We start from the raw sequence: 22,808 nt of genomic DNA on the forward strand, positions 1-22,808 counted from the left end.
TACACATAAAATTATATTTTATAAATTATAAATAATTAATGAAACAAAATTTTAAAAGGTGTATAATTATTATCAGAAATATCTGTATAATTAGAAAGAGAGTAAGAAAAAAGAGGGGGAACAAGCATGGCGGGGAAAGATTATCAAAAGCTCGCACAACAAGTTCTTGAACATGTTGGGGGAGTTGGAAACGTTGCTGAATACGCACATTGTATGACGAGGCTTCGCATTAAGCCAAAAGACGAATCAATGGTCGATCAAGCAGCGCTTCGAAAAATTGAGGGTGTAATGGGAGTTGTACAAGAGGATACGGTCCAAGTGATTGTCGGGCCAGGTGTGGTAAATGACGTTTACCATCAATTTGATCAAATCGTAAAAGCAGGCGGTGGAGTAGATTTAAAAGCTCGGGCTACCGATAAGAAAGCTGAAATTTCAAAGAAAAATGCGACACCTTTTAAACTATTATTACGACGTATTGCAAGTATTTTTATTCCACTTATTCCGGTTTTAGTTGCGTCTGGACTTATTACTGGTATTACAAAAGCGCTTATTCAAGCAGAGGTTCTCTCTGATAAATCAACTCCTGCGATGTTATTAACCGTCATTGGATCCGGCCTATTTGGCTATTTAGGTATTTTAGTAGGAATGAACGCAGCAAAAGAATTTGGAGGGTCACCTGCACTTGGTGCGATGGCTGGAATCCTGATTATTAACCCAGCTATTGTGGATATTAAATTGTTTGGGGAAAATTTACTACCAGGTCGTGGAGGACTTATAGGGGTATTAATGGCCGCTATTTTTATGGCAATTGTGGAAAAGAGAGTTCGACGGTTTGTACCGAGTGTCATTGACATTATTGTGACGCCGACGATTACTCTATTAGTTACGGGAATTGTCACATACGTTGTGTTTATGCCTGTTGGAGGATTTATTTCCGAAGGAATTACAAAAGGGTTGTTAGCGATTTTAGATACAGGAGGCGTAGGAGCTGGGTTTGTATTAGGAGCTACATTCCTACCACTCGTTGTAACGGGATTGCATCAGGGGCTAACGCCTGTTCACTTAGAGCTCATTAACTCTATTGGAAACGACCCGCTTCTTCCGATTCTTGCAATGGGTGGTGCTGGACAGGTGGGAGCAGCATTTGCCATCTATATGAAAACGAAAAAGAAAAAGCTAAAGCGTGCCATTTTTGGGTCACTGCCTTCTGGTGTATTAGGGATCGGGGAGCCGCTTATCTTTGGCGTAACGCTTCCACTCGGTCGCCCGTTCTTAACGGCATGTCTTGGTGCTGGAGTAGGTGGCGCATTTCAAGCTTATTATCACGTAGCAACTAGTGCGGTAGGCGTGTCCGGTATTCCGTTAGCTTTCATCGTAATTCCAACACAAGTATTGCTCTATATTGCAGGTCTTGTCATCGCTTATTTTGCTGGCTTTGCATTTACGTATTTCTTCGGATTTAAAGATGAAATGGCGAGTGAGTTTGATTGATTGGAATCTCCTTTTACTTGCAAGATCCATATGCACAAAAACGATTGAAAGAGGCAGGTGAAAGCGGTATTCGTACTGCTTTCACCTCGCTTCATATTCCAGAGGAGACAGGCGATTTAGCAAAAAAAGCGAAAGAACTGCTATCACTAGCGTGTGAGTTAGGAATCAATGTCTATGCAGACACATCACGATCCACACCTTCGAAGTTGGGGCTAGAGAGTTTTCAAGACTTGTTGAAGCTGGGAGTAAAGGGGATTCGACTTGATGATGGATTTGATCATGAGACGACGCTATCACTGGCAAAGCATTTTAAACTTGCGCTAAATGCCAGCACGATGACGCAGCAAGAGCTAGAGGATCTTTTGAAGTTAGGCATTTCGCCCAAGCAGCTCCTTGCGTGGCACAACTTTTATCCAAGATGTGAGACGGGTTTAGATGAGGCGTTTTTTGTGAATCAAAATCTATTTTTACGTGATGCTGGGGTTCGAGTTGCCGCATTTGTCCCTGGAGATGGAGAAAAGAGAGGACCATTATTTGAAGGTCTTCCGACACTCGAGAATCACCGAGGCGGGAAGCCTTTGAACAGTGGGATAAACTTGAAGCACATGGGTGTAGATGATGTGTACATCGGGGACCCAGAGGTAAAGCAAGAAACGTTAAAAGCACTGGTGGCCTACGATGAGACCCAAACGCTTTTCTTGCGTATACAATCGTCGTATTTACGAGAAGGCCACTATCAGCTCCGCTTTGATCAAGCGCGTGACGTATGGAGATTTTTGGACACGCGTCAAACTAAACGGATAGACGCCCATCATACAACAGAACGTCCTGTTGGAAGCATTACGATGGACAACCACCGTTACGGGCGTTATCAGGGAGAGATTCAGCTTGTTCGTTCACCGCTTCCATCTGATGAACGAGTCAATGTTATTGGAAAAATAGTAGAGGAAGATATTCCGCTGCTGCAGTATTTAAAGCCTGGCCAAACCATTCATTTATACAAATAACCAATAAGACGTGCCCAAACGGGTACGTCTTATTTAATAGGCATAGTCAGATGAATATCAAGCGGTTCTTTTAAAAACAATGCGGGATCTACTTGCTTTGCAATGGTGAAGCCGTAGCGAAAGTAGAATCCGAGCGCTGAATTTGTTTCAGTGGCCGATACATAAAGCTGCATCGCCCCTTTTTCTTTTGCACGAAAAACAACGTGATCCATCAAGCGTTGTGCCACTTTTTGTCGTCTATACCCATTGCTAACATAGAGAAAAGCCATCTGGAGCGTTTTCTCATGTATGGGAAGCCACTCGCCCCCTAACACCGCAACGCCTATTAACCGATCTTGATCAATAGCACCAACAAGGTGGCCGTCTTTTTTAATAATGGGAGAAAGAGTGTGGATAATCTCAGAAATCCCCTCAGGTGACCAATTTGGAATCACTTTTTTTCGTTCTTCTTTTGCTAACGTTTCGTTTTTATACGTATAAATGGCCTCAATTTCTTCTGTTCGGTCAATTTCTTTGATGCGCGGAAGCCATGAGAGGTCGAGCTCTTTAACCGTTATCATCTTGTTCTTCTCCTTTGTTATCCATAACTTTATCCTACTATGTTCGCTAGTCAATGTGCGAAATCCTGTAAAAAGACGTTTAATCAAAATAACCTAGTGGAACAATTCAACTAGTTAGAAACCACGAAGGAGGCATTTTATATGCTACAACATAAACTTTATATTAACGGTGAGTACGTAGAATCAGAATCAAACGAATTTATTGATGTATTAAATCCTGCTACAGAAGAAGTAATTGCACGCATTCCGTCTTCAACGGAAGGAGACGCAGATCGTGCTGTACAGGCAGCATATGAGGCACAGAAGGAATGGGAGAAAGTACCTTCCAATGAGCGCGGGAAAATTGTCCGCAAGTTAGGTGATAAAATTAATGAACGAAAAGATACGTTTATAAAGCTTCTTATCGAAGAACAGGGGAAAAGCTATGAGCAGGCAACCGGCGAAGTAGAAACAGCGATTGATTATTTCTACTACATGTCAGAATGGGCACGACGAATCGAAGGTGAAGTTCTGCCAAGTGACCGTCCAAACGAGAACATCTTCATTTATAAGCGTCCTATTGGAGTCGTAGGTGGCATCGTACCGTGGAATTTCCCCGTATTTATTCTGGCGAGAAAGGTTGCTACCGCGCTCATTGCTGGTTGTACGATCGTATTAAAACCAAGTCAGCAAACGCCAAACACAGCCGCTGAATTTACAAAAATTGTGGACGAGATGGACGAACTTCCAAAAGGCGTATACAACTACATTACTGGAAAAGGCTCGACGATCGGAAACGCCCTTGCTACACATCCAAAAGTCGCAATTGTTACGATGACAGGAAGCGTTGGTGCTGGTGTGAAGGTGATGGAAGCAGCAGCTAAGAACATTACGAAAGTAAATCTAGAGCTTGGCGGAAAAGCGCCGGCTATCGTAACGGCAAACGCTGATGTCGATTTGGCGGTGGAAAGCATTAAGCAGTCTCGTCTTACAAATGCAGGGCAGGCATGTACAAACGCTGAGCGAGTATATGTTCATGAGAGCGTGGCAGAGGAATTTATTAAAAAAATTACGGAAGCAATGAAAAACACAAAGCTTGGCAACCCACTTGAAGACAAGGAAGCCGACATGGGACCACTTGTGAGTGAGGATCGTCTGAACACGGTACACAAAATGGTGGAAAAGGCCGTGAAGGAAGGCGCAGAGATTGCAACCGGTGGTAAGCGCGCTTCGATGGAAAAAGGCTTCTTTTATGAGCCAACGGTACTGCTGAACGTAAAGCAGAACATGGATATTATTCAAGAGGAGATTTTTGGACCTGTTTTACCAATCATGACCTACAGTAACTTAGACGAAGCGATCGAGCTGGCAAACGATTCCGATTTCGGTCTTTCGTCATCCATTTACACAGAAAACGTCCATGAGGCAATGCGCGCTGCGAACGAATTGAAGTACGGCGAGACGTTCATTAACCGTGAAAACTTTGAGGCTATTCAAGGCTATCATGCCGGACTTCGTAAGTCGGGTCTTGGCGGTGCTGACGGCAAGCACGGACTTGAGGATTTTCTTGCGACGCACGTTGTGTATATGCAATACAAACAAGATTACAAATAAAAGAGGGCGCCTTAGGGCGTCTTTTTTATGTAGCTATCTTTTAATAATTTTTCCACTTCGCACACGAGTTTTCGGTTGTTTACACATATACATACTATATAAGGGTGTTTTAAATAAAATGTAAAAGGATGTGTATGAGATGGAGGTTCAGGTTAGCTATCACATTATCTCACATTCGCGTGGAATCATTACGGTTGCTTTGTGCGTGAATAATAAGATTGCTCATATATTAGCCGGGAAAGATGCTGTTATTCAGCGAAAGCTTAAAAAATTGTTTGACTAAAGTCTCATTTTTCCTGTCCCGTTCTGAACTATTTTACAATTAAATGAGGATAGTGATACATTAATAATAGAAAAGACAGAGCTTTCAAAATGGGGACAAGGGGAAAAAGGAAAATGCCAAAGAAGATAAAAATGAGATGCGAAACGTTTTATCGATTAACTAATCTAGGGGTAGATTATCGACATATTGATAGTGAGAAAGATTTAGATCTTTTGAGTCAAGTTATGTATGACAGCTATAAAGAGAAGGAAGAGAAAGAGCTACAAGACACGAAAAGTGAACTTCAACAGACATTTGAAGGTCGATATGGAAAGTGGCTGCCTCAATGCTCATATGTGATTGAGAACGAAGGTCTACCAGTCTCTGCGACCATTATTACGCTGTTTGAAGAGGCACCGCTTGTTGCCTATACGTTCACTCATCCTACATACAGCAACAAGGGGTATTCAACCTTTCTGTTACAAAAAAGTATTAATCGTCTCTTTGAACAGGGCTACAGTTACGTATACTTGGTCGTTGGAGAGGATAATCGTTCTGCTAGACACCTTTACGGGAAAATTGGATTTACAGAAATGTCATAACGAGTTTGGGAATAGCCGTGTCCACTTTTTGTTTTTCACATACCCTATAAAGAGCAATGACTTATACGTAAAGAGTGATAGAATCATTGTTCAATAGGAGGTGGATCCGTTATTGAAAAAGGTAATGTTAGATCCAGGGCACGGAGGAAAGGATTCTGGTGCAGTCGGAAATAGCCTGAAGGAAAAGGAAATCGTATTAGCAATTAGCCAATATGCGAAACGGTTTCTTGAAACGCAGTACCAAGGTGTAGAGGTACGGCTGACAAGAGCAGACGATCGTTTTATTCCATTAAATGAACGTGCACAGCTCGCAAACAATTGGGGAGCTGACGTGTTTGTTTCCATCCACATCAATGCAGGTGGAGGAAGCGGCTTTGAAACCTTTCGCTCAAAATCTGCAAATGACCTCACGGTGACCCTGCAGAATACGCTCCACAATGAAATTTTAAAGAGTATGAATACAGTAAGTCCTATCAAAGATCGGGGCCGACAGCAGGCAAATTTTCTCGTCCTTCGTCAAACGGCTATGCCAGCAGTATTAACGGAAAATTTGTTTATTGATAGCGGAGATAGTCGTCAGTTGAAAGATCAAGCTTTCTTAAAAGCGACAGGAGAAGCGCACGCAAAAGCAATTGCTGCTTTTTTGAAATTGAAAGCCGTGCCTTCAAAAGGAGGGACCAACGTGAGCCCGCAAAAAGGATATAGCGCAGAATTAACAAAGGCAGTAGAGTGGGCCAAAAAACAAGGCATCTCGGATGGTCAGCGGGTGAATGAGCCAGCAACTCGCGGAGAGATCCTCATCATGCTATACCGAGCCTTAGCAAATAAATAGAGTAGAAATAAAGAGTAAACGCACTGACATGGGATTCCATGTCTTTTTTATGCTCCTATATTGAAACGTTTTATCTTGCATTTGAATAATAATGAAACAATATTGGTTCGTGGTATTGATAAATGCGTGAATAGTCCCTATATTCATACTTGAGTATCCTTCTTAAGTATGATACTTTAAAGATAATTACCTTATTGTAGAAAATTCTAAATATTCAGTTAAAAAATCTCTTTCAATTAAACTATTTGAAAGCGGGTGAATTCAGTGGGAGAGAACAAAGGTAAATGGGGAGTGGTAGTAGCAGCTATGTCCATTCACCTTTCAATTGGTTCAATTTATGCGTGGAGTGTTTTTACAAAGCCAATCATGCAGGAATTGAAGTGGAGTTTGACAGAGGTAAGTCTTGTGTTTAGCTTAGCGATTCTTTTTTTAGGTTTATCCGCTTCTTTCTCGGGTCATTTGATCGCGCGAATTGGTTCAAAAAGGGCACTTGTATTATCTACCATGCTCTTTACAAACGGAATGATTGGAACAGGACTAGCAATTAACTTAGAGTCGTTACCGCTTGTTTATTTATTTTTCGGGTTTTTAGGTGGTATTGGTCTTGGGATCGGGTATATTACCCCCATTTCGCTTGTCATTCAGCTCTTTCCTACCAAAAGAGGACTTTCTTCAGGTGTGGCAATTATGGGGTTTGGTTTGGCCGCTGTTATTGCCAGTCCCGTGATGCAAGCATTGATTTTACACATCGGGATCGCTAATACGTTCTTTTTTATGGGCATCGTGTATTTTGTCATTATGTTCACGGCTAGTATGTACATATCTTCACCGAAGAAGCTAGAAATAGAAAGTGGTAGTGACGTTCAGCAAGAGAAATTTCCTAGACAACTTATTCGGACAAAACGCTTTTATTATTTATGGATCCTCTTATTTTTAAACATCCTATGTGGAATTGCCATCTTATCAATTTTTTCTCCACTGACTCAAGAGAAGTTCCGTATTAGCGCTGCAGAGGCTGCGTCACTAATCGGCATTATTAGTGTATTTAACGGATTAGGCCGTTTGTTATGGTCTACCTTATCCGACTTCATTGGAAGACCGCATACATACTTGTTTTTGTTTATCACACAGTTCATCACCTTTTTATTCCTTTTAATAGGGGTAGGATCACCGCTTTTTTACATATTAGTGTCAATCGTAATGGTTTGCTACGGCGGGGGCTTTGCAAGTCTACCTGCTTACATAAGCGATATATTTGGGGTAAAGCATACCGGAATCGTACATGGATATATGCTGACAGCGTGGGCAGCAGCAGGTTTGATCGGACCGATCCTCACTTCGTGGCTTAGGGAAACGACAGGGGGATATACGCTCAGTTTATTCTTTTTTAGCGTTTTCATGGGAGTTGCCATCATTCTATCCCTTCTTTTAAAAAGAGATTTGAAGCGAAGGGAAAAGGAGGAAGATCAAACACTTTCTTCAACGGTGAATTTATAGTTTGGATAAAATAGTTAAAAGCCTCCTGATAGCCAGGAGGCTTCTATTAATTATTGTTAGCGGGCAACAGTTCACCGTCTGTACTGAAGTGGGCATCATAAGATAGGCGAGATAGCTTTTGGAAGATGTACTGATTGTAAGCTTGATCCTGCAAACGTGGCTGCCCATTTGAAATATTGGCAGGTACAACGCTCGAAGTGACTTTTCCGTTATCGATCGTCATGTTCACAATCATTGTTTCCCTTCCTTTTGGAACAGATGATTTCGTGAAAACAAAGTTGCCTAAGCTATAGTAGATGGGTGAACCTTTGTAAAGTTCAGCACCCATTAAGCAATGGCTGTGTGAGCCAATCACCGCACTTACTCCGGCGTCAATGAACTGTTTTCCTAATGTTCGTGCGTATTCTTGTGGATAGTCAGCTAGTTCACGATTCCAGTGAATCATCACAATGGTATAGTCCGCTTTTTTTACTGCTTTTTTCACATAAGACATCATTGGTTCAGTATTGTAAGCTTCAGCAATTCCAGGTTGATCAGGCTTTGCAAACCAAGATCCTTCAGGAAGAACATGACTTAAACCAAGAATGGCAATTGTCTTTCCATTTTTTTTAATGTAATGTGCCGAGAACGCTTCTTTTTCATCCATTCCAGCCCCTGTATGACCGATTTTTTGCTCATCCAAATAAGTGATGGTGTCTTCGAGCGCATCCACGCCATAATCAAGCGTATGGTTGTTTGCGAGCGTTACGACGTCGACCCCTGCGTTTTTAACGCCTTGAAGTGTTTTAGGTTTGGCACGAAACGTAAATTGCTTTCCGGCCGGATTCCCACGAGTTGAAACAGATGTTTCAAGGTTAATTGCTGCAATGTCTGCTTTTTGTAGAATAGGTGCCACCTGCTGAAATGGATAATCAACTCCGTACTGGTCAATGGCTTGACCAACATCTTTATCGAGCAGCACGTCTCCTGTGAATGCAAACGTAATTGGATCGTGAGGAGCAGGTTCACTAGGCTTAGGTTTCTTGTCTATTGTACTTTGCTTTGTTGGCTGTTGTTTGACAGGTTTGCTCGATTGTTCACCTGCTGCTGGTTTTGATGTATATTGAACAGAATACACCACGGTTATGACGATGAGTGCAACTAATATGGTTAGGAAACCTATGAATATACGCTTATGTTTTGTTTCTCTCTTTTTTCGTTTCATGTCATTTCGTGTAGAACGCTCCATGCAAAAATCCCCCTTTCGACATGTATAATTACTAGTATTTGACTAATAAGGTCGAAATTCCTGCAAAAAACATTTTTTTCTAAATGGTTAACTTCTAACGAGAGGGATACACTGCATAATGTCCTGCGTGTCATGAACCATTTTTTAAAAAGCGTTGAACTATTACGCTGTAAAAAAATGAATTCCCTTTCAAAATAGGTAGATTTCTTTAAAATATGGCAAAAATGAAAAAATACGCAATTAACATTTAACAAAAACGAACTTTTGTGTTAAATTATTTTGTATAGTTCGTAAATTGGTAACCTAACAGAAGAAGGAGCGAGATTATGACGGCCACTATTATTAAAGGAAAAGAAGTAGCGGTAGAAATTCGCGCTGCGCTAAAAGAAGAAGTTCAGCAACTTAGAGATCAGCAGATTATCCCAGGACTATCTGTCATTTTAGTAGGAGAAAATCCGGCTTCGCAATCATACGTCAAAGCGAAAGCGCGTGCGTGTGAAGAAATTGGAGTTGCTTCTGAAGTGTTAAAGAGAGAGGTTTCTATTACTCAGGAGGAATTGTTAGCGGATATTCAGGCACTGAATGAAAATCCGAATGTTCATGGTATTTTAGTTCAATTACCTTTACCGAAACATATTGATGAAAAGGCCGTCCTAAATGCAATTGATCCAAAGAAAGATGTAGATGGGTTTCATCCGATAAGCGTTGGGAACATGGTCATTGGGGATGAGTGCTATTTACCCTGTACACCTCATGGCATCATTGAACTGATTAAGCGCTCTGGTGAAACGATAGAAGGAAAGCATGCGGTAGTAGTAGGAAGAAGTAATATTGTCGGAAAACCAGTTGCAATGCTTCTTCTTCAAGAAAATGCGACGGTAACGATTGCTCATTCTCGCACAAAGAATTTATCAGCTTTACTAAAAGAGGCTGACATTATCGTCGCAGCGGTTGGGAAGCCTCGCCTTGTGACAGCAGAGGACGTGAAAGAAGGCGCGATTGTGATCGACGTTGGAAATACATCAGAAAACGGAAAGCTCGTTGGAGATGTTGATTTTGATAGCGTAAAAGAAGTGGCAGGTTATCTTACACCTGTCCCAGGCGGTGTGGGTCCGATGACGATTACAATGCTTCTGAAAAATACGGTAGAGGCGGCGAAGGTCATCCATCACGTAAGTAAATAATAAACAAGACCAGAGGACACGTTCTCTGGTCTTGTTTATTTACAGAAAATTTTTGTGCGGACGAAGATAGCGCCTTACTTCCGCGAGAAGCTTTTTTTGTAGCGAAGGAATTGGTAGCGCAGCGGCAATGTCTTTTGCTACTGGATAAATGCCAAATTCATTAAAGCGAACGCGTAAAACCCCTTCAAATAAGACTTGCTCATGAATAAGATCAGTCATTTTGCTTTTTATAAACGCTTGTTTCGTTTGCTTGTCTACGTCAATTACTTCCTGTATACGAAAGGTGCATTTAAACTGTTCATCCATTCTATACGTCTCTCCTTGTTTAGCTTCATTTATATTATTTACCCTTATCATCGAGTAGAATAGTCGAAAAAGTAATAAAAATGGTTTTTTTTGCAAAAAAATATTTGTCGAATGGAGAAAAATTTAGGATAATGACAGTATGGGAAAATATGAGAGAGGGCGAACTGGAAGTGAAAGAATAGGAGGCTTTTTTTTACATGGAGGTTTTTGTTGCACGACAACCAATATTTAGTTTATCAAAAGACGTAGTCGCTTACGAATTATTGTATCGACAAAGCCAGGAAAATCGTTTTTTAGGAATTGATGGTGATAAAGCGACAGCTGATGTACTTGTTAATTCTTTCTTAAATATTGGGATCGAGAAGTTATCAGAAGGAAAGCCGTGTTTTATTAATTTTACGGATAAATTACTTATACAACGTTTTCCAATTTATTTTAATCCTAATCATATTGTCATTGAAATTCTAGAAACGGTAAAGCCAACGGAGGAAATCATCGCTACCTGCAAGGAGCTTAAGCAGCTGGGGTATCGAATTGCGCTTGATGACTATGACTTTCTAGAAAATAATATAGATTCTTACAAGCTTCTGCCCTACGCAGACATTATTAAAGTGGATTTTTTGAACACAACGGTCGCCCAGCGTAAGCGGATGTTTGAATCAATTCGTGCCTATCCGATTAAGTGGTTGGCGGAAAAAATTGAAGATAAAGAAACGTTTCAGCAGGCGGTAAAGGAAGGGTTTACGTATTTCCAAGGCTACCTTCTAAGTAAACCAAAGGTCATTAAGGCACATGATGTTCCAGCGTATTTCCGGACCTATTATGAGCTCATTCATCACTTATCCAAAAAAGAGCCTCAAATTGATCATATTTCGCAAATTATCGAACAAGATCTATCACTATCGTATAAATTGCTGAAGCTTATCAATTCACCTGCTTATCGAAGGTGCTCGGCCATTAAATCGATTCGCCATGCCATCGTTCTTTTAGGGTTGAACGAGCTACAAAAATGGGTGTATGTGCTCATGATTCGCGAACAGCAAAGTATGAAAAAAGAGATTCCAGAGGAAATCTTTAAAATATGCTTAACACGAGCTAAAATGTGTGAATCCATCGCGGATAAAATTGGTCAGAAGCATAATGAGTCTAGTTTTTTCCTAGCAGGCATGTTTTCGCTTATGGATGTCATTCTCCAGATTCCGATGGAGCAGGTTCTTCTTGATTTACCGATTTTAGAAGAGCTAAAGCATGCGCTTCGGGGAGGAGATAATCTATTAAAACAAGTACTAGACTTAAGTTTGTCGATTGAACAAGCGCTATGGACGCAGTTGAGTAACCATGCATCAAAACTATCTATAGAAGAAAGCGACGTTTTTCACGCCTACGTAGAGTCTATTGAATGGGCAAATGATCTTTTTGAGTTGAAAATTGTATCATAAAGCGTCACCCTTATAGGCGAGTCGACATAAACTAGAAGCGAATCAGGAATTAGAGAGGAGCTTTTATCGGTATGTCCTATGAGCAAGAGCGAGAGTATCAAACACCTTACATGGTTTCTGTTATTGATGCGTACGTGTATCAAACCCTTCAGTCTGTTATTGGAAAAGAAGTGGTCATTGAAACAACAAGAGGCAGTGTACGAGGAAAAGTAAAAGACGTAAAGCCTGATCATGTTGTAGTAGAAGCAAAAGCAACACCATTTTTCATCAGAATTCAGCAAATCGTCTGGGTTATGCCTAACTAAAAAACAGAATCTAGTTGGTTGTTGGAAACACGTGGAATTTAGTCAAGAGGAAGGTGAGTAGTTGTCACCTTCTTTTTTTTGTTCGTTATCGGATTAGGTAGAATGGATTCGACAACGAGAGTAGGTGAAAAGCGCGAATGGATGAATAGTACAATCTAATGCTTGAATACAACTAGGGATAAGGAGGGGTTGTAATGTTCAAACGAATGGATCGATTATTAATTGAATTGCCGAAGTCCGATTATCCAGATCCAAACGGCGCTGCGGCTGTTCAAGAACTTCTAGGTGGCAAGTTTGGGGAAATGTCGACATTAAACAACTACATGTTTCAATCGTTTAACTTTCGACAAAAAAAGAAATACCGTCCTTTTTATGAGCTAGTGGCAAGCATTACCGCTGAAGAATTTGGGCATGTTGAATTAGTTACGAACGCTATCAACTTAATGTTAGAAGGAACAACGTTTAACGGCGACCCTAATCTCACCCCAATGCAAGAAGCCGTTGATAAGCGTAATACGCACCATTTTATCGTAAATGCTCAAACAGCTATTCCCGCAAATTCAATGGGGAAATCGTGGAGCGGTGACAATGTTTTTAATAGTGGCAATCTAGTGCTCGACCTTCTTCATAATTTCTTCCTTGAATGTGGTGCCCGTACTCACAAAATGCGTGTGTATGAGATGACGGACAATCCTGTTGCAAGAGAAATGATCGGGTACCTACTTGTGCGGGGAGGCGTCCACGTTGTCGCATATGCAAGAGCGCTTGAAATGGCTACAGGAGTCGATGTGACGAAGATGCTTCCAGTTCCTGATTTGAGTAATGCAAAGTTTGATGCAACGCGAAAATTTGAATCCGTTGGCACACATCGGAAATTGTATACGTTTAGCGATGAGGATTATAAAAGCCTCGGGCAGATTTGGAAAGGGCCGCATCCTGAAGACGGCAAACCACTTGAGGTCATCCAAGGTACGCCACCAGGAGCACCTATCCCGGATTTAAATGAAGTGCCAGAAGAATTTGCTCCTGGCGTCAACCCAGAAGATTATCAAAAGATTGTAAAGAGGCTAATGGACGGAGCAGGATTATAAAAAAATTCCTTTTTATCACGAGTAACTTTTAGATGGCTACATATACTAGTAGAAATAGCTTCATCTATTTGCTTGATCAAAAGGAGGCGATTTATAGAAATGGAAAAAGTCCTTCAACAAGAAGCCAATGATAGCCTAAAAACATTTGCTGTAGGTCGTTTAAAGCAGTTCGGTTACCGAGTAGCAATTTCAACCGTTGTAGCAAGCGGCATTTACGTACTAAGTTTATTAGTTACGAAATAAAGCGTTTAAATGAAATGAATGATTCTTTAACAAAACCTTCATTATCGTGAAGGTTTTTATTAATTTAGTGATGGTTTTTGAATGTTTTGTAGAATAAATGATGGATTTTTGAATGTTTTTGAATGAAAATGATTTTTTTTGATTGATTTGTAGATTTGTATATGGTACATTGTACATACGTTAAGAAAATGAAAGCGTTTTAGAAGAAGGTGAAAAGGTGCTTACACCAGAGAGACATCAGCTCATTTTAGACGCATTAAAAGAAAAAGGTGTCATTAAGCTTCAAGAGATATTAGAACTGACAGATGCCTCTGAATCAACAATCAGACGTGATCTCAGTCATTTAGAAGAACGAAAATTATTAAAGCGCGTACATGGCGGTGCTTCGTTATTGCAAAATAAAAGCGAAGAGCCAAGCGTTATTGAAAAATCATCCAAAAACACTCATGAAAAAAAGAAAATTGCTGAATATGCAGCAGGGCTCGTGAAAAACGGCGATTGCATATACATTGATGCAGGAACGACAACGTTCGAAATGATTCCATTTTTGCTTCATAAGAACGTGGTAATTGTAACGAATGGACTGCCACATCTGCAGGCACTCATGGAGCAGCAGCATCCTCTCTACTTAATAGGGGGATCAGTCAAGCAAAAGACGGGTGCTCTCATTGGGCAAGGTGCTCTTGTCAGTCTTCAGCAGTATCGATTTGATAAATGCTTTATGGGTGTGAACGGAATTCATCCGGTATACGGATATACAACACCAGATCCTGAAGAGGCCTTAATTAAGAAAATGGCGATTGATTTATCGCAAAATGCATACATTCTTTCAGATGATTCGAAATTCATGGAAGTGAGCTTTGCTAAAGTGGCGGATTTATCAGAAGCAGCTATCATAACGAATGCCACAAGTGAAGACTATACGATCCAAGCGAAACTAGAAGAGAAAACAGAAGTAAAGGTTGTGTCACCATGATATATACATGCACATTAAATCCATCAGTTGATTATGTCGTATACGTAGAAAATTTTGAGTTAGGCGGATTAAACCGAACGACTTCCGATGTGAAATCACCAGGAGGAAAAGGGATTAACGTATCTCGTGTCTTGAAACGATTGGGTTCTACAAGTAAAGCGCTAGGCTTTGTAGGCGGCTTTACGGGACGCTATGTTCAAGACTACCTACAAAATGAAGGAATTGAAACCGGATTCATTCAGGCGGAAGGCGATACGCGTATTAACATCAAGCTAAAAACAGGAGACGAAACTGAAATAAACGGACAAGGTTCCATGATTTCGGCTGAAAATATTCAAGCTTTGTATGAGCAAATTGAACAGATGCAACCAGGCGACCTTCTCGTTTTAGCTGGAAGTATTCCTGCATCCCTTCCAAAGAACTTTTATGAAGAGCTGACTAAAAAGGCTGTAGAGAAAAGTGTAGAAGTAGTGGTTGATACAAGTGGTAAAGCGCTGCTAGATTTAGTGCCACACAAGCCGTTTCTTATTAAACCAAATCACCACGAGCTAGGCGAATTGTTTAATGTTGATATTCAAACGGTGGATGAGGCAATTCCATACGGTCAAAAACTAGTGGAAATGGGCGCAAAAAACGTCGTGATTTCCATGGCAGGAGACGGAGCCTTGCTTATTAACGAAGCGGGTGTTTACCAAGCTAATGCACCAAAAGGAACGGTGAAAAACTCAGTAGGTGCCGGAGATTCATTAGTTGGTGGATTTTTAGCTTCCTACTCAAAAGATCAAGACTTGATGCAAGCTTTTCATCAAGGTGTCGCGTCGGGGAGCGCAACGGCGTTCTCGGTTGGGCTTTGCACAGCAGAACATGTAGAAGAATTAAAAAAAGAGATAGAGATTACACAAAGAGGTTGAGGGGGAGATACGGATGAAGATTACTGAACTACTAAAAAGAGATACGATCATACTTGATTTACACAGTACATCTAAATCTGATGTGATTGATGAATTAGTGGGTAAGCTTGGAGAAGCGGGAAGATTAGTCGACCGTGATCAGTATAAAGAGGCGATTTTAGGTCGTGAAGCGCAAAGTACAACGGGAATTGGTGAAGGAATTGCCATTCCACATGCGAAAACAGCCGCTGTTAAAACACCCGCGATTGCGTTTGGTCGTTCTAAAGAAGGCATTGATTATGAATCCCTTGATGGACAGCCGGCTCATTTGTTTTTCATGATTGCAGCAAGCGAAGGAGCGAATAATGCCCATCTAGAAACGCTCTCTCGTCTTTCTATGCTATTGATGGATGCAGATTTCCGTCAAACGCTGTTAAACGCTACGAGCGTTGACGAAGTGATCGCCGCTATTGATGCGAAAGAAAGCGAAAATGCAGAAGAAGAAGAGGAAGAAGTGCACGAAGCAGGGACGATCCTCGCTGTAACAGCTTGTCCAACAGGAATCGCGCATACGTACATGGCGGCAGATAGTCTAAAGGCAAAAGCAAAAGAGCTTGGACTACAAGTAAAAGTAGAAACAAACGGGTCAAGCGGAATTAAAAATGCGCTCACACAGGATGAAATTGAAAACGCTCCCGCAATTATTGTCGCAGCAGACAAACAGGTTGAAATGCAGCGTTTTGCAGGAAAGAAAGTCATTATTGTTCCAGTAGCAGAAGCAATTCGTAAGCCGCAGCAATTGTTAGAGCAGGCTTCAAAAGGTGATGCGCCTATCTACCATAGCGATAAAAAAGCAGAAGGCGAAGGCACAGGTGCCAAGGAGCGTAAAGGGTTCTATAAGCATCTTATGAATGGTGTATCAAACATGCTTCCATTTGTTGTTGGGGGCGGGATTTTAATTGCGATTTCGTTCATCTTCTCACTCGTATTAGAAAAGAAATTTCCTGATAATGAAACGATCAAAACGATTGGTGAAACGTTAAGCATTATTGGTGCGGATAACGCCTTCAAGCTAATGGTACCTGTTCTTGCTGGGTTTATCGCAATGAGTATTGCTGATCGTCCTGGTCTTGCACCTGGTATGGTTGGGGGACTCATGGCTGTTACGGGAGGATCTGGATTCTTAGGCGGATTAATTGCCGGGTTCTTAGCAGGTTACATTGTAGTTGGATTGAAAAAAGTATTTAGCAAGCTTCCACAAGCATTAGATGGTATCAAGCCAGTTCTACTCTATCCTGTATTTGGGATTTTGCTAACGGGCTTAGTAATGCTGTTTGTTGTTAACGGTCCAGTTAAAGCTATTAATGACGGTTTAAATCATTGGTTAGGTAACATGGGAACTGGAAACCTTGTTTTACTTGGCTTAATTTTAGGCGGTATGATGGCCATCGATATGGGTGGTCCAATCAATAAAGCAGCTTTCACATTTGGTATTGCAATGATTGATGGTGGAAACTTTGCACCACACGCGGCGATCATGGCAGGAGGAATGGTTCCACCACTAGGTCTTGCTATTGCTACTACGCTATTCCGCAACAAGTTCACAAAAGCAGAGCGTGAAGCAGGTAAAACGTGTTATGTTATGGGATTATCATTCATTACAGAAGGAGCGATTCCTTTTGCAGCAGCAGATCCAGCCCGTGTTATTCCCGCATCGGTGATCGGTGCAGCAGTAGCTGGGGCGCTTGCAATGATGTTCCATATTCAATTACCAGCTCCACACGGTGGAATTTTCGTAGTGCCGATTGTAAGAGGAAACTGGTTGCTATACTTACTAGCAATTGTAATCGGTTCAATCGTGACGGCACTAATCGTCGGTCTATTGAAAAAACCAGTTAAAGCAGAATAATAAAAAATACCCTCTTTAGGCAGTAAGAAGCGCTTAAAGAGGGTATTTTAGTATAGAAATGACGTAAAGAATCGTTTTTGGAAAAATTAGATATTTTAGCACACAACCGCATTCAAGTGTGTTATGATAGGAAAATCAATTATTGAGAAGCTAAATAGATAAGGAAGTGTACGTCACATGAAAGTTGCAAAATTTGGAGGAAGCTCTGTTGCCAGTGCTGAAAAATTTCAGCAAGTCGCAAAAATTATTGGTGCTGACCCTAAACGAAAAATCATCGTTGTATCAGCACCAGGAAAACGATTCAATGAAGATACAAAAATGACGGATTTGCTCATTCAGTTAACAGATGCTGTGGTATCTGGCCGTACATACGAAAAAGAAATGAAGCTTGTGTTAAATCGATATGAAGAGATCGCCTCACAGCTTTCCCTAAAACATACGCTGATTGAACAAATTGAGTCTTCTCTTCACAGCCTGATCCAAGAGTATCAGCATGATTCGTTACGTCTCGCAGATGCGCTAAAGGCGAGCGGAGAGGATAGCAATGCGAAACTAATGGCAGCGTATTTAAATACGCTTGGAAAAGAAGCGCATTACGTCAGCCCAAAGGATGCCGGGATTTTGGTGACTGATCAGCCTGGAATGGCACGTGTTCTTCCAGAGTCTTATGCGTTATTGGAAACGCTCCGTGAACGCTCTGGTATTTTGGTTGTTCCAGGATTCTTTGGCTATTCAAAACAAGGTAACATCGTCACTTTCCCAAGAGGTGGTTCTGATATTACCGGTTCCATCGTAGCAGCGGGAGTTCAAGCGGAGCTGTACGAGAATTTTACTGATGTGGATTCTATTTATTGTGTGAATCCAACGATTGTTCCCAATCCGAAAGAAATCAAGGACTTAACCTATCGTGAAATGCGAGAGCTTGCTTATTCAGGATTTTCTGTTTTTCATGATGAAGCACTACAGCCGGTTGTAAAAGCTGGCATTGCGGTTTGCGTGAAAAACACAAACAACCCTGCGGCAAGAGGAACATACATTGTCTCAGAGCGTGATTACAATGATATGCCTGTAGTCGGAATTGCAAGTGACAAAGGGTTTTGTAATATTCACGTGAGTAAGTATTTGATGAATAGAGAAGTTGGATTTGGGCGTAAGCTTCTGGAGATTTTAGAAGATGAGCACATTTCATATGAGCACACTCCTTCAGGAATTGATAACATCTCTGTGATTATGCGAGAGAATCAGTGGACGAAAGAAGTAGAAGAACGGGTGATTGCTCGCATTCAAGCAGAGCTCGAAGTCGATGATATTACCGTCGAGCGTGATTTAGCGCTTGTGATGGTTGTTGGGGAGGGAATGAACAGCACGGTTGGTGTGGCCGCGAAAGCGACAAACGCATTTGCACGTGCCGGCGTAAACATTGAGATGATTAATCAGGGCTCCTCAGAAGTGAGCATGATGTTCGGTGTGAAGTCTGCTTCCCATGACAAAGCGGTTCGAGCACTTTATGAAGTATATTTTAATGAAATTTTCTCGATTTCCTATTCAAACTTACACTAAGTCACGAAAGCCCAAAGCGCATATGTTGCTTTGGGCTTTTTTATTCACAATAATTATATTATGTAAACTTAAAGTAAGCACGTCTAAAATCGAAACAAATGTGAAAAAATGGGAGGGAGAAGATGAAAAAGGAGGAGTCCACATGAAAATGAAATGGACGATTTTAGCTGCAGCCATCGTAATGTCGTTAGCCGGCTGTGCAACGGAGAACAGCACACCAAAGGAAAAAGCAGAACATGTCAATGAAGCGACTGTTGCTCCCGTACAGGTAGAAATAAAAAGTGCTAAAGGAGACCGTGTTGGTGAAGCAACGTTAACACAGGAACAAAACGGCGTGCGAATCAAGCTGTTAGTACAAGGTTTAACACCTGGGAAGCACGGAATTCATGTGCATGAAATTGGGAAATGTCTGGCACCGGATTTTCAATCAGCAGGAGGACATTTCAATCCGTTCAAACGAGAGCATGGATTTAATAACCCAAAAGGCCCTCATTCAGGCGATTTAATGAATGTTGATGTTCGTGCAGATGGGACGGGCGAATATGAAACAATCGCGCCGCTGTTTACATTGGAAGAAGGAAAGGAAAATTCGCTGTTTGATCTTGATGGCAGTTCACTAGTGATTCATGCGGCTGCAGATGATTATACGAGCAACCCAGCTGGTAATTCAGGCGATCGTATTGCATGTGGAGTTATTCAGAAATAACATATATTTAAAAACAACTTGTCAATATATTCAGAATATTATATAATGAATGTAGACATATATTCCATAATTATCCTATAAAACGTAATGTCGTAATTGAAGACACGACTATTGATTGAAAAAGTCCTAGCAACTATATTGCCATTGTTGTGGGACTTTTTTTGTTTGAAAGGGGGTCATTACTGTGCTTGTGTGGGTGGAGCAGTTTTTGCAAGTCTTAGCTATAGCTGCCACAATTTTTACCACACTAACTGTTGGATTTAAAAACATAAAAGATTTACGAATCAAACAAAAAAACAAAAAAAGAAAAAGACGATTCTTGTAAAAGAAATCGCCTACGAAAAAATCTTCTATCTACAGTATAATACATTTCACGAAAAAAGAAACGGTGTTTTTAAACATTTAGAGAAAAAATCGTGACAAAAGTATTATACAGGGGGATGGGGTAATAGGGATATATGTTGCGCTTTTAATGATTAAACTCAGGAGAAGGGAGCAAAAACAATGGCAAAAGTAGGTCTGATTCCTTATACTGTACAAGCATTAATGGATAGCGCAAAAGAGGTTCCACCTGGAGTAAAAATGATTGAGGCACCGCAGCTCTGGCCGAAAGGAATTCGTGGAAATGGAATTGTAGTGGCGGTAATTGACACAGGGTGTGACATGGATCATCCAGAGCTTCAATCAGTCATTATAGACGGATATAACTTTACACCAGACCATAACGGTGATACGAAAAACTATGATGATAACAATGGTCATGGCACACACGTATGCGGAACAATCGCGGCAGTAGAGAATGATGAAGGCGTAGTAGGCGTATCGCCTAACGTTCAGCTGTTAGTATTAAAAGTATTAACAGGAAAAGGCTCTGGTCAAACGGATTGGATTGTAAAAGCGATTGATTACGCCGTTAATTGGGAAGGTCCAAACGGTGAAAAAGTACGCATAATTTCAATGTCTCTTGGAGGTCCATCAGACGACCCTGAGCTACATGAGTCGGTAATCAATGCAATCGAGAAAAACGTATTAGTCGTTTGTGCAGCAGGCAACGAGGGTGATGGAGATGAACGAACGGACGAGTTTTCATATCCAGGTGCCTACCAGGAAGTAGTGGAAGTAGGATCTGTCAGCCTTGAGGGGAAAATCTCACCGTTTAGTAACTCAAATGACAGCGTCGATCTCGTTGGTCCAGGCGAAAAAATTCTGTCCACCTATTTGAATGGTCAGTATGCCGTTTTATCTGGCACGTCAATGGCCACTCCCCATATTGCTGGTGCAGCAGCTCTCGTCTTACAAGAGGAAGAGCAACAAAAAGGACAAGCTCTCACTGAAGCTGAGTTGTTTCAGGCGCTAATCAAACGTACGGTTACGCTGAATTTCAACCGAAACTTGCAAGGAAGTGGGCTTGTGAAGCTAGTGTCATATGGCAGTAAAAAGGACGAGGCCATGACGGTAACGGGAAGTAAAAACTAGAAACGTAGTTTCAATGGTCAATGAGCATGTAATCAGGAGGGGAAGACGCTCTTGGTTACATGCTTTTTCGTGTGAGCCAATTGAAAGCATAGTAAAAATTGTGGATAAAAAGGGGACACTATACAATAGGAAAAAAAGCGGAGGTGGTCAATATGAAACAGTCCGTCATTATTGTTGGAGGCGGAATTGGAGGGCTAACAGCTGGTGCTCTATTAATAAAGGCAGGATACGAGGTGACGATCTTAGAGGCATCGAGGGAATGGGGAGGCTGTGCAGGGAAATTTCAGCGCGGTGATTTTCGTTTTCCTGTAGGAGCCACGCTTGGGATGGGCTTTGAAAAAGGAGGTATTCATGAACGGATCTGTCGGTTTTTAGGTATTGATCTCACGACAAAACGACTCGACGAAGTAATGGTCGTTCATACCCCTACAAGGTCTATTTCATTTCAAAGCGACCGCCAGCAACACGTGCAGGAGCTTCAGCGCTTATTTTCACATGTAAAAGAAAAAATAGCTGCATTTTATGAAGATGTATGGGGCATTGCAAAAAAAATACGTGGGCTCATGGAGCATTTACCGATTTTACCACCTTCGACGTTTCGTGAGTGGAAAAGACTTGTACAATCGCTAAGTCCCTCATCACTTGCGCTTCTACCACTCTTTTCGCAAACGCTTAAAGACTTACTTAAAAAGCACGGTCTTTTAGAGGAAGCAGACTTTGTTCATTTTCTTGATGGGCAAATTATTGATAGCATGCAAACAACAAGTGACGACTGTTCCTTACTTCTTGGATGCATGGCGATTGATATTTATCATGAGGGGGCTTTTTATGTAGAAGGGGGCTTGTACCAGCTAGCGGAGAAGCTCGTTTCATACGGTAAGGAGCACGGTGGAGAGCTTCATTTAGGGCGGAAAGTGACGCATATTGAAAAAGGTAGCGTATGGAAGGTAACAGATCATAGAGGGCGTGTGTACGAAGCAGACCACGTTGTATGCAATATCCCGATTCAAAATCTGACGCAGCTGTTCTCTGAGGATCTAATGAAGAGCATGCCGCGAAAAATACAGCATCGTCAGCGTACGAAACAGTGGGGAGCTTTCACGCTGTATCTAGCATTAAAAGAAGACGTCATTCCAGATGATATGCCTTTGTTTCAGCAGGTAATTACATCTAGTGAGGGAGAAATGACAAACGGGGAACATCTTTTTTTATCTCTGTCAGATAAAGAGGATCGTAATCGCGCACCTGCGGGGTATCGAACGCTGACGGTATCGACGCATATTCCGCTTGATGACTGGAAAAATCCTGCTACATATGATGAGCAAAAAAAGCAGCTACACGAAAAAATGAAAAAAGGCATTCAAACCGTAATCCCTCGTTTAGAAGAAGGGGTTATTCACGAAATTCCAGGCGCACCGCGCGCATGGGAACGTTTTGTTCAGCGATCTGGTGTGGGGGGATTTCCACAAACAAACGATTACGCTCTTTTTCAAGCTATCTCTCACCGTACGAAGCTAGGTGGGTTATGGCTATGCGGAGATACTGTTTTTCCGGGAGCAGGAACGATCGGTGTATCCGTTAGCGGCTATCACGTGTACGAATCCATTAGTAAACGACTGGATTTGTTAAAAACAGGAATGTGACGAAGCAA

Annotated in this window: 22 protein-coding genes; 19 read left to right on the forward strand and 3 right to left on the reverse strand. The window is 41.4% G+C overall.

What is annotated here, in order from left to right; translation table 11 throughout:
- Nucleotides 1-126 precede the first annotated feature (126 nt).
- Together IE339_RS08435 and IE339_RS08440 are read left to right on the forward strand one after the other, a co-directional pair.
- Nucleotides 127-1,491 (forward strand): PTS transporter subunit EIIC, encoded by a 1,365-nt coding sequence (locus tag IE339_RS08435; RefSeq protein ID WP_242175383.1) that lies wholly within the window; start codon nt 127-129, stop codon nt 1,489-1,491.
- Complete coding sequence (locus IE339_RS08440) at nt 1,488-2,498, forward strand: MupG family TIM beta-alpha barrel fold protein (protein WP_242175384.1); 1,011 nt, start codon at nt 1,488-1,490, stop codon at nt 2,496-2,498. Before IE339_RS08435 ends, IE339_RS08440 begins: the two co-directional genes overlap by 4 nt.
- 29 nt (nt 2,499-2,527) lie before the next feature.
- Here the strand turns inward: IE339_RS08440 and IE339_RS08445 are convergent, their stop codons facing one another.
- The gene (locus IE339_RS08445; protein WP_242175385.1) at nt 2,528-3,058 is read right to left on the reverse strand and encodes a GNAT family N-acetyltransferase; all 531 of its coding nucleotides are present in this window, start codon (nt 3,056-3,058) and stop codon (nt 2,528-2,530) included.
- 141 nt (nt 3,059-3,199) lie between these two features.
- On the opposite strand from IE339_RS08445, the gene aldA reads away from it, so the two are divergent.
- The 5 genes from aldA to IE339_RS08470 all read left to right on the forward strand — a co-directional run bounded on the left by aldA (nt 3,200) and on the right by IE339_RS08470 (nt 7,844).
- Nucleotides 3,200-4,651 (forward strand): aldehyde dehydrogenase, encoded by a 1,452-nt coding sequence (aldA, locus tag IE339_RS08450; RefSeq protein WP_242175386.1) that lies wholly within the window; start codon nt 3,200-3,202, stop codon nt 4,649-4,651.
- A gap of 139 nt (nt 4,652-4,790) precedes the next feature.
- The gene (locus IE339_RS08455; protein ID WP_242175387.1) at nt 4,791-4,934 is read left to right on the forward strand and encodes a hypothetical protein; all 144 of its coding nucleotides are present in this window, start codon (nt 4,791-4,793) and stop codon (nt 4,932-4,934) included.
- 113 nt (nt 4,935-5,047) lie between these two features.
- A complete protein-coding gene (locus tag IE339_RS08460; protein ID WP_242175388.1) occupies nt 5,048-5,515 on the forward strand; it encodes a GNAT family N-acetyltransferase in 468 nt (155 codons plus the stop codon).
- 112 nt (nt 5,516-5,627) lie between these two features.
- The gene (locus tag IE339_RS08465; RefSeq protein WP_242175389.1) at nt 5,628-6,347 is read left to right on the forward strand and encodes an N-acetylmuramoyl-L-alanine amidase family protein; all 720 of its coding nucleotides are present in this window, start codon (nt 5,628-5,630) and stop codon (nt 6,345-6,347) included.
- 264 nt (nt 6,348-6,611) lie between these two features.
- A complete protein-coding gene (locus IE339_RS08470) occupies nt 6,612-7,844 on the forward strand; it encodes an L-lactate MFS transporter (protein ID WP_242175390.1) in 1,233 nt (410 codons plus the stop codon).
- A gap of 46 nt (nt 7,845-7,890) precedes the next feature.
- Here the strand turns inward: IE339_RS08470 and IE339_RS08475 are convergent, their stop codons facing one another.
- Nucleotides 7,891-9,072, reverse strand: a complete 1,182-nt coding sequence (locus IE339_RS08475; RefSeq protein WP_242175391.1) for a CapA family protein — start codon at nt 9,070-9,072, stop codon at nt 7,891-7,893.
- Nucleotides 9,073-9,398: 326 nt separating this feature from the next.
- On the opposite strand from IE339_RS08475, the gene folD reads away from it, so the two are divergent.
- The gene (gene folD / locus IE339_RS08480) at nt 9,399-10,256 is read left to right on the forward strand and encodes a bifunctional methylenetetrahydrofolate dehydrogenase/methenyltetrahydrofolate cyclohydrolase FolD (RefSeq protein ID WP_242175392.1); all 858 of its coding nucleotides are present in this window, start codon (nt 9,399-9,401) and stop codon (nt 10,254-10,256) included.
- Between the two features lie 39 nt (nt 10,257-10,295).
- Here folD and IE339_RS08485 read toward each other — a convergent pair whose 3' ends face one another.
- Complete coding sequence (locus IE339_RS08485) at nt 10,296-10,562, reverse strand: hypothetical protein (RefSeq protein WP_242175393.1); 267 nt, start codon at nt 10,560-10,562, stop codon at nt 10,296-10,298.
- Between the two features lie 197 nt (nt 10,563-10,759).
- Here IE339_RS08485 and IE339_RS08490 point away from each other — a divergent pair, with 197 nt between their 5' ends.
- The 11 genes from IE339_RS08490 (at nt 10,760) to IE339_RS08540 (ending at nt 22,800) form a co-directional block, all read left to right on the forward strand.
- Nucleotides 10,760-12,001 (forward strand): EAL and HDOD domain-containing protein, encoded by a 1,242-nt coding sequence (locus tag IE339_RS08490; RefSeq protein ID WP_242175394.1) that lies wholly within the window; start codon nt 10,760-10,762, stop codon nt 11,999-12,001.
- 71 nt (nt 12,002-12,072) lie between these two features.
- Nucleotides 12,073-12,306, forward strand: a complete 234-nt coding sequence (locus IE339_RS08495) for a YuzF family protein (RefSeq protein ID WP_242175395.1) — start codon at nt 12,073-12,075, stop codon at nt 12,304-12,306.
- A 194-nt stretch (nt 12,307-12,500) separates the two neighbouring features.
- Complete coding sequence (locus tag IE339_RS08500) at nt 12,501-13,397, forward strand: manganese catalase family protein (protein ID WP_053402747.1); 897 nt, start codon at nt 12,501-12,503, stop codon at nt 13,395-13,397.
- A 99-nt stretch (nt 13,398-13,496) separates the two neighbouring features.
- A complete protein-coding gene (locus IE339_RS08505) occupies nt 13,497-13,640 on the forward strand; it encodes a hypothetical protein (RefSeq protein WP_242175396.1) in 144 nt (47 codons plus the stop codon).
- A 217-nt stretch (nt 13,641-13,857) separates the two neighbouring features.
- Nucleotides 13,858-14,616 (forward strand): DeoR/GlpR family DNA-binding transcription regulator, encoded by a 759-nt coding sequence (locus IE339_RS08510; protein WP_242175397.1) that lies wholly within the window; start codon nt 13,858-13,860, stop codon nt 14,614-14,616.
- A complete protein-coding gene (gene pfkB, locus IE339_RS08515) occupies nt 14,613-15,527 on the forward strand; it encodes a 1-phosphofructokinase (protein ID WP_242175398.1) in 915 nt (304 codons plus the stop codon). Before IE339_RS08510 ends, pfkB begins: the two co-directional genes overlap by 4 nt.
- Before the next feature lie 13 nt (nt 15,528-15,540).
- Entirely contained in the window at nt 15,541-17,415 is a 1,875-nt protein-coding gene (locus IE339_RS08520) for a PTS fructose transporter subunit IIABC (protein ID WP_242175399.1), read from the forward strand.
- Nucleotides 17,416-17,592: 177 nt separating this feature from the next.
- Nucleotides 17,593-18,975, forward strand: coding sequence for an aspartate kinase (locus IE339_RS08525; RefSeq protein WP_242175400.1), 1,383 nt, complete (start codon nt 17,593-17,595; stop codon nt 18,973-18,975).
- Nucleotides 18,976-19,117: 142 nt separating this feature from the next.
- Entirely contained in the window at nt 19,118-19,681 is a 564-nt protein-coding gene (locus IE339_RS08530; protein ID WP_242175401.1) for a superoxide dismutase family protein, read from the forward strand.
- A gap of 504 nt (nt 19,682-20,185) precedes the next feature.
- Nucleotides 20,186-21,157, forward strand: coding sequence for a S8 family peptidase (locus IE339_RS08535; RefSeq protein WP_242175402.1), 972 nt, complete (start codon nt 20,186-20,188; stop codon nt 21,155-21,157).
- A 152-nt stretch (nt 21,158-21,309) separates the two neighbouring features.
- Nucleotides 21,310-22,800: a phytoene desaturase family protein gene (locus IE339_RS08540; RefSeq protein ID WP_242175403.1), complete on the forward strand. Its 1,491-nt coding sequence runs from the start codon at nt 21,310-21,312 to the stop codon at nt 22,798-22,800.
- The last annotated feature ends 8 nt before the right edge of the window (nt 22,801-22,808 follow it).

Source organism: Priestia koreensis, from assembly GCF_022646885.1.
Classification (GTDB): Bacteria; Bacillota; Bacilli; order Bacillales; family Bacillaceae_H; genus Bacillus_AG; species Bacillus_AG koreensis_A.

Bases quoted from the DNA above. Each gene is read 5' to 3' on its own strand.
- IE339_RS08435 (WP_242175383.1), top strand. From the start codon at position 127: ATGGCGGGGAAAGATTATCAAAAGCTCGCACAACAAGTTCTTGAACAT.
- IE339_RS08445 (WP_242175385.1), bottom strand. From the start codon at position 3,058: ATGATAACGGTTAAAGAGCTCGACCTCTCATGGCTTCCGCGCATCAAA.
- aldA (WP_242175386.1), top strand. From the start codon at position 3,200: ATGCTACAACATAAACTTTATATTAACGGTGAGTACGTAGAATCAGAA.
- IE339_RS08455 (WP_242175387.1), top strand. From the start codon at position 4,791: ATGGAGGTTCAGGTTAGCTATCACATTATCTCACATTCGCGTGGAATC.
- IE339_RS08460 (WP_242175388.1), top strand. From the start codon at position 5,048: ATGCCAAAGAAGATAAAAATGAGATGCGAAACGTTTTATCGATTAACT.
- IE339_RS08475 (WP_242175391.1), bottom strand. From the start codon at position 9,072: ATGGAGCGTTCTACACGAAATGACATGAAACGAAAAAAGAGAGAAACA.
- folD (WP_242175392.1), top strand. From the start codon at position 9,399: ATGACGGCCACTATTATTAAAGGAAAAGAAGTAGCGGTAGAAATTCGC.
- IE339_RS08485 (WP_242175393.1), bottom strand. From the start codon at position 10,562: ATGGATGAACAGTTTAAATGCACCTTTCGTATACAGGAAGTAATTGAC.
- IE339_RS08490 (WP_242175394.1), top strand. From the start codon at position 10,760: ATGGAGGTTTTTGTTGCACGACAACCAATATTTAGTTTATCAAAAGAC.
- IE339_RS08495 (WP_242175395.1), top strand. From the start codon at position 12,073: ATGTCCTATGAGCAAGAGCGAGAGTATCAAACACCTTACATGGTTTCT.
- IE339_RS08500 (WP_053402747.1), top strand. From the start codon at position 12,501: ATGTTCAAACGAATGGATCGATTATTAATTGAATTGCCGAAGTCCGAT.
- IE339_RS08505 (WP_242175396.1), top strand. From the start codon at position 13,497: ATGGAAAAAGTCCTTCAACAAGAAGCCAATGATAGCCTAAAAACATTT.
- pfkB (WP_242175398.1), top strand. From the start codon at position 14,613: ATGATATATACATGCACATTAAATCCATCAGTTGATTATGTCGTATAC.
- IE339_RS08520 (WP_242175399.1), top strand. From the start codon at position 15,541: ATGAAGATTACTGAACTACTAAAAAGAGATACGATCATACTTGATTTA.
- IE339_RS08525 (WP_242175400.1), top strand. From the start codon at position 17,593: ATGAAAGTTGCAAAATTTGGAGGAAGCTCTGTTGCCAGTGCTGAAAAA.
- IE339_RS08530 (WP_242175401.1), top strand. From the start codon at position 19,118: ATGAAAATGAAATGGACGATTTTAGCTGCAGCCATCGTAATGTCGTTA.
- IE339_RS08535 (WP_242175402.1), top strand. From the start codon at position 20,186: ATGGCAAAAGTAGGTCTGATTCCTTATACTGTACAAGCATTAATGGAT.
- IE339_RS08540 (WP_242175403.1), top strand. From the start codon at position 21,310: ATGAAACAGTCCGTCATTATTGTTGGAGGCGGAATTGGAGGGCTAACA.